Genomic DNA, 12,863 nt, shown 5'->3' on the forward strand with positions numbered 1-12,863 from the left:
ACCTGCTTCATTCGAACTCTAATTATTAGACCTATAACTGTTACGCAAACAATCAATAGCAAAAGGATCGAGCGGAACCGTGTGTGGAATTTGTGGTGAGATACGCTTCGACGGCGCCCAGCCTTCCCCCCTTGTACAGGCGAGGATGATGGACGCCATTGCGCCGCGCGGGCCGGACGGCTCGGGGCTGGTGATCCATGGCAATGCTGCGCTCGGGCACCGGCGGCTTTCGATCATCGACCTCTCGGAAAAGGCACGACAGCCCATGGTGGACGCCGAGCTCGGTCTGACCATCGCGTTCAACGGCTGCATCTACAATTATCCGGAGCTGCGCAAGGATCTCGAGGCGAAAGGCTACCGCTTCTTCTCGCATGGCGACACGGAGGTCATCCTCAAGGCTTGGCATGCCTGGGGAACGGAATGCGTCAAGCGCTTCCACGGCATGTTCGCCTTCGTCATCCACGAGCGCGACAGCGGCCGGGTGGTGATGGCACGCGATCGGTTCGGCATCAAGCCGCTCTACCTCGCCCGCACCGGCAAGTCGATGCGCTTTGCCTCCTTCCTGCCCGCGCTTCTGAAGAGTGGCGACATCGACACCTCGATCAACAAGACGGCGCTGCATCACTATATGACGTTCCACGCCGTCGTGCCGCCACCGCACACCATGGTCAACGGCATCCAGAAGCTGCCGCCGGCGACCATCCGCGTCATCGAGCGCGACGGGCGCGAAGAAGACACGCTCTACTGGAGCCCGCCATACGAGCGGGATCCGTCGATGGCCAAGCTTTCTTCGCAGGACTGGCGCGACCTGGTGCTGGACGCCCTGCGGACGGCCGTGAAGCGGCGCATGGTCGCCGATGTACCGGTCGGCGTGCTGCTGTCCGGCGGCGTCGATTCCAGCATGATCGTCGGTCTGCTAGCCGAGATGGGGCAGAAGAACCTGATGACCTTCTCTGTCGGCTTCGAGGCCGCCAATGGCGAAAAGGGTGACGAGTTCGTCTACTCCGACCTGGTCGCCAAACACTTCGGGACAGATCACCACCAGATCTTCGTACCGTCGGAACGGCTGATGGGCGCCCTCCCCGGCGTCTTCGAAGCGATGTCGGAGCCGATGGTCTCCTACGACAATGCCGGCTTCTATCTGCTGTCGCAGGAGGTGTCGAAGCACATCCGCGTCGTGCAGTCCGGCCAGGGCGCCGACGAAGTCTTCGGCGGCTATCACTGGTATCCGCCGCTCGCCAATTCCAAAGACGTGGCGGCGGACTACGCGAAGGTCTTCTTCGACCGCTCGCACGAGAAGCTCGGACAGCACCTGAACCCGGACTGGATGACGGACGAGGACGTGAGCTTCAACTATGTCGCCAACCACCTGCGCGGCCCCCACGCCGATACGCCGGTGGATGCGGCACTCCGCCTCGACAGCCAGGTGATGCTGGTGGACGATCCGGTCAAGCGGGTCGACAACATGACGATGGCCTGGGGCCTGGAGGCGCGCGTGCCTTTCCTCGACCACGAACTGGTCGAGCTGGCGGCAAAAATTCCGCCGGAAGAGAAGCTGCGCGAAGGCGGCAAGGGCGTGCTGAAGGATGCCGCGCGCCTCGTCGTTCCCTCCGAAGTCATCGACCGGAAGAAGGGCTACTTCCCGGTCCCGCAGCTGAAGTACGTCGATGGTCCCTATCTCGACATGGTGCGGGATGCACTGACCTCGAAGGCGGCAAAGGAGCGGGGCCTCTTCCGTGAAGATTACCTGCAGCAGCTTTTCGACAGCCCTGCCGACCACATCACGCCGCTGAGGGGCTCGGAGCTCTGGCAGGTCGGCCTTCTCGAAATGTGGTTGCAGACCCACGGGGTTTAAGCAGGATGGGGAAGACGATGACAGACGAAAAGGCCGGGCGCTACCGTTCCGCAAAATCGGTTGCCCATCGCCTCAAGCAGAGGGTCGACTATTCCAGTCACGGTCAGCATTCCCAGGCGCCTGACATGGTGATCGCCGTGGAAGCATCGCAGGTGGATTGCGGCTGGGGACGCCTTCTGTTCGCACAGACCTTCAAGAGCCAGGAGCAGCTGGTTTCGGCGCTGCGGGAGGAGGCTCCCGAGCACCGCGACATCGCAGTCTACGTGGGCGATCCGCATGTGCTTCTTGCGGCGGCCCCGCAGGAATTGTTCCTCGATCCGTCCCACACGTTCCGCCTGGATCTGGCGACCTATCGCAGCAGCCGCAAGCAACCCCGCGGATTCTTCGTTCGGCGCCTTTCGTCGGAAACCGATGCCGATGCGGTCAACCGCATCTATACCGCACGCGGGATGGTGCCGGTGCGCCCGGACTTCTTCTGGTCCAACCGCGACAACCGCTCGATCACCTATCTCGTTGCGGAAGACGAGAGCTCCGGCGAGATCATCGGGACGGTGACCGGCATCGACCATCGACGCGCCTTCAACGATCCGGAACACGGCTCCTCGCTCTGGTGCCTGGCCGTCGACCCGCAGGCGCGCCACGCCGGGATCGGCGAGGCGCTGGTGCGGCGGCTGGCAGAGCACTTCAAGGCCCGCGGTGCCGCCTGCATGGATCTCTCGGTGCTGCACGACAACGAGCAGGCCATCGGCCTCTACGAGAAGCTGCATTTCCGGCGCATTCCGGCCTTCGCGGTCAAACGGAAGAATTCCATCAACGAACGGCTCTACGCCAGCCCGCTGGAGGCCTATGACGTTCTCAACCCCTATGCCCGGCTGATCGTCGACGAGGCGCGCCGGCGCGGCGTCCATGTGGAGATCACCGACGGCGAAGGCGGCTTCTTTCGGCTGTCACAAGGCGGTCGTTCGGTCCATTGCCGCGAGAGCCTGTCGGAACTGACCTCGGGCGTTGCCATGTCCATCTGCGACGACAAGGCGGTCACCCGGCGCGTCGTCGAGCGGGCCGGCCTCTCCGTGCCGGAGCAGATCAATGCGACCGACGACGACGCGCAGCTCACCGAATTTCTGGATCGGCACGGACGCGCGGTGGTGAAGCCCGCACGGGGCGAGCAGGGTCGTGCGGTGGCCGTCGGTCTCGACAACCTGGAGTCCGTCAAGCGCGCGATCGCGGAGGCCCGGGAGGTCTGCGACCGCGTTCTCATCGAGTCCTGCTTCGAAGGCGAAGACCTGCGGCTCGTGGTGATCGACTTCAAGCTCGTCGCCGCAGCAGTCCGCCGCCCGCCCACCGTGATCGGTGACGGCCAGCAAACCGTCCGCCGGTTGATCGAAGCCCAGTCGCGCCGCCGGGCTGCCGCCACCGGCGGCGAGAGCCGGATCCCGATCGACGCCGAGACCGAACGCTGCCTGAAGCTGAACGACCTTGCACTGGAGAGCGTTCTCGACAAGGGTCAGGAAGTCATGGTGCGCAAGGCCGCCAATCTCCATACCGGCGGCTCGATCCATGACGTCACCGAAATCGTTCATCCCCGGCTGGTCGAGGCTGCGGTCGTCGCAGCCCGCGCGATCAACATCCCGGTGGTCGGGATCGACTTCATGGTCCGGTCGCCGACCGACCCGGATTACGTCTTCATCGAAGCCAACGAACGCCCGGGGCTTGCCAATCATGAGCCGCAGCCGACCGCCGAACGCTTCCTCGACCTGCTGTTTCCACATTCCGGGCACCGGGCAGCAAGCGTCGCACTGGGAAAAATGTAAGTCACGATGACCATCGACATAGATCAAAACTACCTTCTGGGGCAGTTGAAGGCGCTTCTCGCGATCTCCAGCCCGACCGGCTATACGGACGAAATCGTCCATTACTGCTCGCGGGAACTGGAGCGGCTGGGCCTGCATCCGGAGCTGACGCGGCGGGGCGCCATTCGCGCCATTCGCCAGGGAAGCCGCCGTCGCGGCGCCCGCGCGATGGTCACGCACCTCGACACGCTGGGCGCCCAGGTGAAGTTCATCAAGGACAACGGTCGGCTGGAGCTGGTCCCGATCGGCCACTGGTCGGCGCGCTTTGCGGAAGGGGCGCGGGTAACGATCTTCAGCAGCAAGGGGAGCTTCCGCGGCACCATCCTGCCATTGAAGGCGTCCGGCCACACGTTCAACGACGAGGTGGACACGCTGCCCGTCGGCTGGCGCTACGTGGAGCTTCGCATCGATGCCCTGACTCATTCGCTTCAGGAAACCCGCGCGCTTGGAATTGACGTCGGCGACACGGTGGCCATCGACCCGACGCCGGAATTCCTCGACAACGGCTTTATCAATTCGCGCCATCTGGACAACAAGGCGGGTGTCGCCATCGCGCTGGCGGCCATCGAGGCGCTGGAGCGCGCGGGAGCGGCAACACCGGTCGACACGCACTGGCTGTTTACGATCGCCGAAGAAGTGGGCGTCGGTGCTTCCTCCGTCATCACCGCAGATGTCGCCTCGATGCTGGCGATCGACAACGGGACCACCGCGCCGGGACAGAACTCCTCCGAATTCGGCGTCACCATCGCGATGGCCGATCAGTCGGGACCGTTCGACTACCACCTGACGAAGAAACTCGTCGACCTGTGCAAGGTGGAAGAGATCCCCTACCAGAAGGACGTGTTTCGCTACTACCGATCGGATTCGGCATCGGCCATCGAAGCCGGACATGATGTGCGGACCTCCCTCGTGACCTTCGGCGTCGACGCCTCGCATGGCTATGAACGCATCCACACGGATGCACTGCTGTCGGTGGCGAAACTGGTCGGTGCGTTCGCGGTCAGCCCTGTGGAGATCCAGCGGGATCTTCAGCCCATTTCCGGGGTCGAAGGCTTTACCCACCAGCCGACCGAACTCGCGGACCAGCCGCATCCCACCCCGGCGGAGGCGAAGGCCGCTTCGCGCGCCGATAGCGACTGAGCATCCGCCGCCGCCACCAAGGCGGCTGCGGCGATCCTCATCTTGGCTTCAAGCCTTTCTCGGCCTTTCTTCGGCGACGACGGTGACGATCTGCTTGAACAGCGAGCTCTCTGCCATCTCCTCTACCGGCAGACGGAGCTTGCGCTGCCAGTTCGGATAGGCATCCGACGTCCCGGGAACATTGGTGGGCTGGTCCTCGCCGACGAGATCGGCGAGCCGCAGCGCGACCATCAGGCTCGGCGCCCGGGCAAGAAGCCCATGCATGGCCACGGCCACTTCTGTCGTGATGCCGCTTGAGCTGTCGGCGATCGTGGCCATGACGTTCCGACGCTCGATCAGCCCCGACAATCCCAGTCCGTCCAGAAAGCTCGTGCGTTGTGCGGCCCGATCCGACCTGGCCTGTTTTGCCGCTTCGGGCTCCGTCAGTCCCAGCTCCAGCGCCAGGTTTATATCCTCGCCACGCCACCAGCCGATCAGCGGCGGCATGTCGTGGGTTCCCAGGCAGGCAAGCGACAGGCGCGTCATGCCGCTGATGTCATAGCCCTTGGGATCGGCTTCCTCAAAATAGAGAACCCGGTAGCCGAGGATATTCGCCTCTTCCATGACCTCCCGGAACCCGTTCGGGACATTGCCCAGATCTTCGCCGATGACGATGCTCCGTCGCTCGTGGCTGACACGAGAAAGAGCGGAGACCATGTCCGGGAAAGGATAGCGAAGGTAGCCCCCGACGGCAGGCGCTTCGCCCTCCGGCAGCAGGAACAGCTGCCAGATGCCCATCGCATGATCGATGCGCAGCGCTCCGGCATATCGCATGGACGCGTCGATGAGCTCCTGGTAGGGCGCCATGCCCTGGTCCTGCAGCGCCTTGGGCGAAAGCGCGACCAGACCCCAATCCTGACCGCTGGTGCTGAAGAAATCGGGCGGCGCGCCGACCCGCATGCCGGGCAGCTCGAGATCGGGCGTGCTCCAGGTGGACGAGCCATCCGGCGCTTCGCCAACGGCAAGGTCGAAGTAGAGGCCGACGCGCATGCCCAGGCGCGACGTATCGGCTGTGACCTCGGCGAGCTGCGCTGCGGTCAGCCACTGCAGCCAGATGTGAAACTCGACTTCGTCCGACTGCGTTTCGGCAAAATGGCGAGCCGCATCGCCGTCCCATTTCTGGAACTGCGAAGGCCACTGCCGCCAACCGCTGCCATGGCCTTCCGCCGCCATGTGAAGCGAAATCGCCTCGAAGACGGCGTGCCTGCGCAGAACCTCACCGTGCTCCGCTTTGAACCGTTCAAGCGCCTCCTTCTTGAGGCCCTTCTGGCGCCAGGACGTCCAGATCCTTCGCAGGACGGCGAGCTTCAGGTCTGCAACGGCCTTGTAGTCCACCATGTCTGCGGACCGGAGGCTTTCCAGTTCCGCTGCGCCCACCCAGGACGGATCGAACCCCTCCACCTTGTCGACGGCAATGTAGAGAGGGTTGAGGAAGACACGGCTCGAGGGCGAATAGGGACTGCACCGGCTGGGGTCCGTGAGAAACAGCGCATGAAGCGGGCTGAGGCCGATGAAATCGGCTCCGGCCGACGCTGCAATCGCGCAGAATTCGCGAAGGTCGGCAAAGTCGCCGATTCCCCAGTTGCGCTGCGATCTCAGTTCATAGAGTTGCAGCGAGATGCCCCAGACCGGCGATTTTTCCAGAAACTCAGGAAGATAACAGTGTGCGCGCCCGTCCAGCTCCAGCCGTGGCGGCTGAAGGCCTTTGTCCTGGCTTTTCAGAACGGCTGGATCAGCGGAGATGCCGAGCGCTTCCAGCATCTTGCGGCGCGTCGCCTCCGGAACCGGACGGATCTTGCCTTGCTGGTCTTCGTAGTCAGGCGGAATGCCGTGGAGTGTCGCGAAACGATCGAAATCGGACGGCGCTTTTGCCGCTCTGCTTTTGGTCATGGGTCACTTCCGGTTGGCTGCTCGACTTCTGAACAGCATTTCGCACGCGAAGGTTCCTGATGCGGCAGCATCGGCCGCCATTTAGCTCCTGCCGGATAGTGGGGAAACGAAACTCCGGCGACCCTGGCGGGCAAGAGCAACAACGAAGGCTACCGCCGAGGCCCCGGATGGAGCCCCAGCGGCAGCAGGTCATTGATCGATGGCGTGGGGCGACGGCTGGCCCGGATCTTCCTCCACCACCGTCGACTGGAACGGGCGAGACATGATGATCACGAGCGCAATCACGGCTATGATGAGGCCAATTACGAGGTAACGGATATTCATGAGGCTCTCCTATCTGGCAGGGCGAACCCGGAGCGGCCATGAAAGTTCCTCGTGACTACCGACCTCAGGCGGAAGCTGAGGCCCACTCCCGGATGCGCGCCAGACCGGCCTGTAGAAGTGCCTCGGCTGCCGCGCTGTCCTCGGCTTCAACGTAGCACCGCATCTCCGGGGCGTTGCCCGAGGGCCTGAAGTGGATGATGCGCCTGTCCGCCAGCGTGATCCGCAGTCCGTCGATGTCGCTTTTGCCGGCGACGTTTCCGATCGGCGCCAGAAACTCCTGCAGCTCCTGGTCGCCCTTTCGCAGATACGCCATCAGGGCCGAACTCTTATCGAGCGCGAAGTTCTCCAGGCGGTCGGCGGCGGCGAAGGGAAGACCGAAGGAGGAGGCAAGTTCCGACAGCGGCTTCTTCTCCTGGGCGGCAAGGAAAAGCATCGCCAGGATCGGCAGGAAGCAATCGCGGGTCGGCAGGGCCCTGACGATCCGGCCGTTGACCGTGAAATCGGTTGCGGTCAGCAGGCCGCCGTTGGCTTCGAAGCCCATGACGCGCTGCTTGCCGGCTGCCACGGCCTCGTCCATGGCAGCGATCACATAGGGGGACCCGACCCGGGTGCGGACGACCTCGTAGCTGCCTGCGGCCTCGATTCCGGAATTCGACGTCACCGGCGTCACCGTCACGGCAGCATCCAGGAAGCGTGCGGCAACGACGCCCAGCAGATCGCCCCGGATCGGCATTCCTGTCTCGTCCGACACGAGAGGGCGATCCCCGTCACCGTCGGCGGAGACGATTGCATGAATGTGATGCTCTCTCGCCCAAGCTTTCATTCTTTCGATCGTCTCGGTCGAGACTGCTTCCGTATCCACCGGGATGAAGGTCGCCGAGCGGCCGAGCGCGACAACCTCGGCACCGTAATACGCAAGGACCTCCACCAGCAGATCACGGGCGACGGTGCTGTGCTGATAGACGCCGACCTTCAAGCCGGCGAGCGCCTGGTTGGGCAGGAGTGAGCGGTTGCGCTCCATGAAGAGGGCAGCGCATTCCTCGGATCGATCGATCGTCGCGATGGTGTTGCCCTCGTCCCGCCCGACTTCATCGATAGCCGACGCCAGGCTGCTGATCGCCTCCTCATCCTGCTTGTCGATCTCGCCGTCCGGCCGGTAGAACTTGATGCCGTTGCGATCCGCGGGAATGTGGGAGCCGGTCACCATCAGCGCGGCTGCGCCCTTTTCCAGTCCATAGAGCGCCAGTGCCGGCGTCGGCACGGTGCCGCAATCGATCACCTCGAACCCATGCCTAGAGAGTGCGGCAGCGCAGTTTCCAGAAATCTCAGGGCTGGAGTCGCGAAAGTCGCGTCCCAGGAGAATTTCCGCTCCGGGCCTGGCTTTCCCGCTCTCCAGAAGATACCGGCCGAAGGCGGCTGCGTATTGCATGGACGCCGCGCCCTTCAGGTCTGGCGACAGCCCTCTCAACCCGCTCGTTCCGAACTTCATCCTGTCACCTGCCCTTTGATCATCCTGTCTTTTGCGAAGCTATACCGTGTGCAGCGCAGCGGACAAGCGCGGCACGGGCTGTATCCGACCCAGAAACGTCGATCGTAACCATTTTTCATTTGCACCGCAGCATCGTCCTCGGCATGTTCGCCCCATGCATAACAGGACTGGAAACAAGCAGATATGACAGCGGATGCGATCGTTCTCGGTGCCGGCATTGTCGGCGTCTCCACGGCGTTGCACCTGGCGCGGCGCGGCAAGTCGGTGGTACTGGTCGACCGGCGCGGCGCGGGCGAGGAGACCTCCTACGGCAATGCCGGACTGATCCAGCGCGAGGGCGTCGTTCCCTACGGCTTCCCGCAGCAGTTCGGCCAGATCCTCCGCTACGCGCTCAACAATCGCATCGATGCGCATTACCACTGGCGGGCCATTCCGCTGGTGTCATCCTTCCTCGCCAAATACTGGTGGAATTCCAACCTCAGCCGGCACCAGCTGATCGCGCGCGCCTATGCGCCGCTGATCGAGCATTCGATCGACACCCACAACGAGCTGATCGAAGAGGCCGGCGCCGAGGACCTGATCGTCAAGCAGGGCTGGACGGAGGTGTTTCGCACCTCTGCCAAGCGCGATGGCGAACTGCGCGAGGCGGGCCGGCTGAATCGCGAATATGGCGTTGCCTTCAAGGAACTGTCACCCGCCGATATCGCTGCCCAGGAACCGAGCCTCAGCACGGATTTTGTCGGTGGACTGAAGTGGGAGGACCCATGGTCGGTGCGCGATCCGCATGCGCTGACGATGGCCTATCTGCGCCTGTTCGAAAAGCTCGGCGGCCGGTTCCTCAACGGCGATGCCAAGAGCCTGTCGCAGACCGCCACCGGCTGGCGGATGGTGGCCGGTGACGGCGTGGTCGAAGCCAAGGACGTGGTGGTGGCGCTCGGCCCCTGGTCCGACACGGTGACGAAGCCGCTCGGCTATCGCTTCCTCGTCGGCGTCAAGCGCGGCTACCACATGCACTACGGTACCGAGGGGAACGCGAAGCTCAACGGCTGGACCATGGATGCCGAGCGCGGCTATTTCCTCGCGCCGATGAACCAGGGCATCCGGCTGACGACGGGGGCGGAATTTGCCCTTCGCGATGCGCCGAAGACACCGGTCCAGCTGGACCGGGCCGAGGCCGTTGCGCGCGGCATCTTCCCGCTCGGGGAGCGGCTCGACGAGGAGCCCTGGATGGGCGCCCGCCCCTGCACGCCGGACATGATGCCGGTGATCGGCAAGGCGCCGCGTCACAGCGGGTTGTGGTTCGCCTTCGGGCACGCCCACCACGGACTGACGCTCGGGCCGGCCACCGGCCGCGCCATTGCCGAGGCCATCACCGGGGAGACGCCGTTCATCGACATCTCCGCCTACCGGCCTGAGCGGTTCGGCGCTTGACTGGCACCCTGCGGCAAATGCGGATACAGTCCGCATCCACGGCGATACGGTCGGCCCCGCGAGGGCCGTCCGACCTTTTGGTTCGATATCTCATCTACAACGCCAAGACCGTTCACCGCTAGAACAGCCCAAGGGGCTCGAGCGCCTGTGGCGCCAACGGCATAACGATTACCTGGTGTTTCATGGACGAAATCAGCTCAGCTCAGATCTTCTTCGACAGCAATCCCGACATCGAGGTCCTCGAGGCCTTCGTCATCGACGTGAACGGCGTGCCGCGGGGCAAATGGATCCCCCGCGAACGGGCTCTCGACGTGCTGGCCAACGGCATGGCGATGCCACGCTCGGTCTATGCGCTCGACGTCTGGGGACGCGACGTCAACGCTGCCGGGCTGGCGGAAGGCACCGGCGATCCGGACGGGCTCTGTTTTCCGGTGCCGGGCACGCTGTCGCGCGTCACATGGCTCAACCGCCCCACCGCGCAGGTCCTGCTTGCCATGCGCGACCCGGACGGCAGCGGCTTCTATGGCGACCCGCGCCAGGTGCTGGCCAATGTCCTCAGGGGCTTTGCCCGGCTGGGCCTGACGCCGGTGGTGGCCACCGAACTCGAGTTCTATCTGATCGACCCCGTCCGCTCGGCGCTTGACCCGGTCCGACCGCCTAACTCGCGCGAGGGACGCTGGCACACGGGACAGACGCAGGTTCTGTCGATCTCCGAATTGCAGGACTTCGAGGACGTCTTTCACGGCATCGCGTCAGCGGCGCGGGCGCAGGGCATCCCCGCCGATACGACGCTGCGCGAAAACGGCCCCGGGCAGTATGAGATCAACTTGAACCATGTGCCGGATGCACTGAAGGCCGCCGATTATGCCGTGCTGCTGAAGCGCGTGGTCAAGGGCGTTGCGCGGGCGAATGATCTCGATGCGACCTTCATGGCAAAACCCTACGGCATGCAGGCAGGCAGTGGCATGCATGTGCATTTCTCGCTGCTCAACGAAAGCGGCGCCAACGTCTATGCGGGCGAGGACGGACCTTCGGAAATGCTGTTCCACTCGGTCGGCGGCCTCCTGGAGAACATGGGGGAGAGCATGGCGGTGTTTGCCCCGCACGCGAACTCCTATCGGCGCCTGCGGCCGAGCGAACATGCGCCGACCTACGCCTCCTGGGGCTTCGACAACCGTTCTGCCGCCGTGCGTGTCATTACGGCGAGCAAGCCGGCGACCCGCATCGAGCATCGTGTCGCTGGCGCGGATACCAACCCCTATCTCGTGCTGGCCATGATCCTCAGCGCGGCACTGGCCGGCATACGGGAGAAGCGCAATCCCGGCGGCGCGATTACCGGCGACGCGCATGCGGTGAGCCACGAGCCGCTGCCGACCAACTGGGCCTCCGCCGTGCACGAATTCGGGAAGTCTACCTTCGCCTATGCTACGCTGGGTCCGAAATACCGCGCGCTCTATACCGCCTGCAAGCAGCAGGAGATCCAGGAATTCTCTCTTCGCGTCACCGACGTGGAGTATGACGCCTACATCCGGACGGTGTGACATGACCTACAAGACCAGCGACAATCCCCGCCACGCCAACTCATGGTATGCGGCTTCCGCCAACGACAAGCGGGTCCGGCCGCAGTTGCAGGGGGAGATCGAGGCGGATGTCTGCGTCATCGGTGCCGGCTTCACCGGGATCTCGGCGGCACTGGAGCTTTGCGAACGGGGATATTCGGTCGTCGTGCTGGAGGCAGAGCGGATCGGTTTCGGCGCGTCCGGTCGCAACGGCGGCCAGATCGTCAACGGCTACAGCCGCGACCTGCAGACGATCGCCGGGCGGTATGGCTCCGACAAGGCGGTGAAGCTCGGAGCCATGTCGCTTGAGGGCGGCGAGATCATCCGCAACCGGGTTGCGACATACAAGATCGACTGCGGTCTCGTGCAGGGCGGCTTCTTTGCGGCCTTCACGGAGAAGCAGGTCCGCGAGATGGCGGCTCACAAGGCGAACTGGGAGAAATACGGTCACTCCGGCCTCGAGATGGTCGGCAAGGACGAGGTCTCCCGATATGTGAAGACGGACCGCTATGCCGGCGGCATGATCGACCGTCTGGGCGGACACATCCATCCTCTGAACCTCGTGCTGGGCGAAGCGGCAGTGGTGGAGTCTCTCGGCGGTCGCATCTTTGAAGGATCGCGCGTGACGGGCGTCGAAACAGGCGAAAGACCGCTGGTGCGCACCGCGGAGGGGTCCGTGCGGGCAAACTATGTGCTGGTCTGCGGCAATGCCTATCTCTCTCCCCTGCTGCCGGAGATCCATGGGCGGATGATGCCGGTGTCCAGCCAGGTGATGGCCACGGAACCGCTCGATGCGGAGCTTGCCGAAAGCCTGCTGCCTGCCAACTACTGCGTCGAGGACGCCAATTACATCCTCGACTACTACCGCCGCACCGCCGACAACCGCCTGCTCTACGGCGGCGGCATCGGATACGGCGGACATGACCCGAAGGATCTGACGAGCGTGATCCGCCCCAACATGCTGAAGACCTTCCCGCAGCTCAAGGACGTCCGGATCGACTACGCCTGGAGCGGCAATTTCGCGCTGACGCTGACCCGTATCCCGCACATGGGCAAGATTTCCGAGACGGTCTTCTTCTCCCACGGCGACAGCGGCCACGGCGTTACCACGACGCATCTGCTCGGCAAGATCCTCGGTGAAGCGGTGGCCGGCCATGCCGAGCGCTTCGATGTCTGGGCCTCCTTGCCCAACCTGCCCTTTCCGGGCGGAAGGGCGCTGCGCGTGCCGCTGACGGCACTGGGCGCCTGGTGGTACGGGATGCGGGACAGGCTCGGCTTGTAGCGCG

At 64.1% G+C, this 12,863-nt stretch carries 9 protein-coding genes; 6 read left to right on the forward strand and 3 right to left on the reverse strand.

Annotation, left to right across the window (positions count from 1 at the left end):
- Nucleotides 1-79: 79 nt before the first annotated feature.
- The 3 genes from EO99_RS0103615 to EO99_RS0103625 are packed head-to-tail and all read left to right on the forward strand — an operon-like array spanning nucleotide 80 to nucleotide 4,845.
- Nucleotides 80-1,855, forward strand: coding sequence for an N-acetylglutaminylglutamine amidotransferase (locus EO99_RS0103615; RefSeq protein WP_029617279.1), 1,776 nt, complete (start codon nucleotides 80-82; stop codon nucleotides 1,853-1,855).
- A 17-nt stretch (nucleotides 1,856-1,872) separates the two neighbouring features.
- Nucleotides 1,873-3,666: an N-acetylglutaminylglutamine synthetase gene (ngg, locus tag EO99_RS0103620; protein WP_408002857.1), complete on the forward strand. Its 1,794-nt coding sequence runs from the start codon at nucleotides 1,873-1,875 to the stop codon at nucleotides 3,664-3,666.
- Nucleotides 3,667-3,672: 6 nt separating this feature from the next.
- Entirely contained in the window at nucleotides 3,673-4,845 is a 1,173-nt protein-coding gene (locus EO99_RS0103625) for an osmoprotectant NAGGN system M42 family peptidase (protein ID WP_029617281.1), read from the forward strand.
- Nucleotides 4,846-4,893: 48 nt separating this feature from the next.
- Here the strand turns inward: EO99_RS0103625 and malQ are convergent, their stop codons facing one another.
- From malQ to EO99_RS0103640, 3 genes are all read right to left on the reverse strand, one after another.
- Nucleotides 4,894-6,774 (reverse strand): 4-alpha-glucanotransferase, encoded by a 1,881-nt coding sequence (gene malQ / locus EO99_RS0103630; protein WP_037110952.1) that lies wholly within the window; start codon nucleotides 6,772-6,774, stop codon nucleotides 4,894-4,896.
- Nucleotides 6,775-6,963: 189 nt separating this feature from the next.
- A complete protein-coding gene (locus tag EO99_RS28415) occupies nucleotides 6,964-7,098 on the reverse strand; it encodes a hypothetical protein (protein WP_268871279.1) in 135 nt (44 codons plus the stop codon).
- 64 nt (nucleotides 7,099-7,162) lie between these two features.
- Nucleotides 7,163-8,587: a phosphomannomutase gene (locus EO99_RS0103640; protein ID WP_029617283.1), complete on the reverse strand. Its 1,425-nt coding sequence runs from the start codon at nucleotides 8,585-8,587 to the stop codon at nucleotides 7,163-7,165.
- 183 nt (nucleotides 8,588-8,770) lie between these two features.
- On the opposite strand from EO99_RS0103640, the gene EO99_RS0103645 reads away from it, so the two are divergent.
- The 3 genes from EO99_RS0103645 (at nucleotide 8,771) to EO99_RS0103655 (ending at nucleotide 12,859) form a co-directional block, all read left to right on the forward strand.
- Nucleotides 8,771-10,018: an NAD(P)/FAD-dependent oxidoreductase gene (locus EO99_RS0103645; protein ID WP_029617284.1), complete on the forward strand. Its 1,248-nt coding sequence runs from the start codon at nucleotides 8,771-8,773 to the stop codon at nucleotides 10,016-10,018.
- A gap of 182 nt (nucleotides 10,019-10,200) precedes the next feature.
- Nucleotides 10,201-11,559: a glutamine synthetase family protein gene (locus tag EO99_RS0103650; RefSeq protein ID WP_029617285.1), complete on the forward strand. Its 1,359-nt coding sequence runs from the start codon at nucleotides 10,201-10,203 to the stop codon at nucleotides 11,557-11,559.
- Nucleotide 11,560: 1 nt separating this feature from the next.
- Complete coding sequence (locus tag EO99_RS0103655; protein ID WP_029617286.1) at nucleotides 11,561-12,859, forward strand: NAD(P)/FAD-dependent oxidoreductase; 1,299 nt, start codon at nucleotides 11,561-11,563, stop codon at nucleotides 12,857-12,859.
- The last annotated feature ends 4 nt before the right edge of the window (nucleotides 12,860-12,863 follow it).

It is taken from the genome of Pseudorhizobium marinum (assembly GCF_000705355.1).
Classification (GTDB): Bacteria; Pseudomonadota; Alphaproteobacteria; order Rhizobiales; family Rhizobiaceae; genus Neorhizobium; species Neorhizobium pelagicum.

Bases quoted from the DNA above. Each gene is read 5' to 3' on its own strand.
- EO99_RS0103645 (WP_029617284.1), top strand. From the start codon at position 8,771: ATGACAGCGGATGCGATCGTTCTCGGTGCCGGCATTGTCGGCGTCTCC.
- EO99_RS28415 (WP_268871279.1), bottom strand. From the start codon at position 7,098: ATGAATATCCGTTACCTCGTAATTGGCCTCATCATAGCCGTGATTGCG.
- EO99_RS0103655 (WP_029617286.1), top strand. From the start codon at position 11,561: ATGACCTACAAGACCAGCGACAATCCCCGCCACGCCAACTCATGGTAT.
- EO99_RS0103650 (WP_029617285.1), top strand. From the start codon at position 10,201: ATGGACGAAATCAGCTCAGCTCAGATCTTCTTCGACAGCAATCCCGAC.
- malQ (WP_037110952.1), bottom strand. From the start codon at position 6,774: ATGACCAAAAGCAGAGCGGCAAAAGCGCCGTCCGATTTCGATCGTTTC.
- EO99_RS0103640 (WP_029617283.1), bottom strand. From the start codon at position 8,587: ATGAAGTTCGGAACGAGCGGGTTGAGAGGGCTGTCGCCAGACCTGAAG.
- ngg (WP_408002857.1), top strand. From the start codon at position 1,873: ATGACAGACGAAAAGGCCGGGCGCTACCGTTCCGCAAAATCGGTTGCC.
- EO99_RS0103625 (WP_029617281.1), top strand. From the start codon at position 3,673: ATGACCATCGACATAGATCAAAACTACCTTCTGGGGCAGTTGAAGGCG.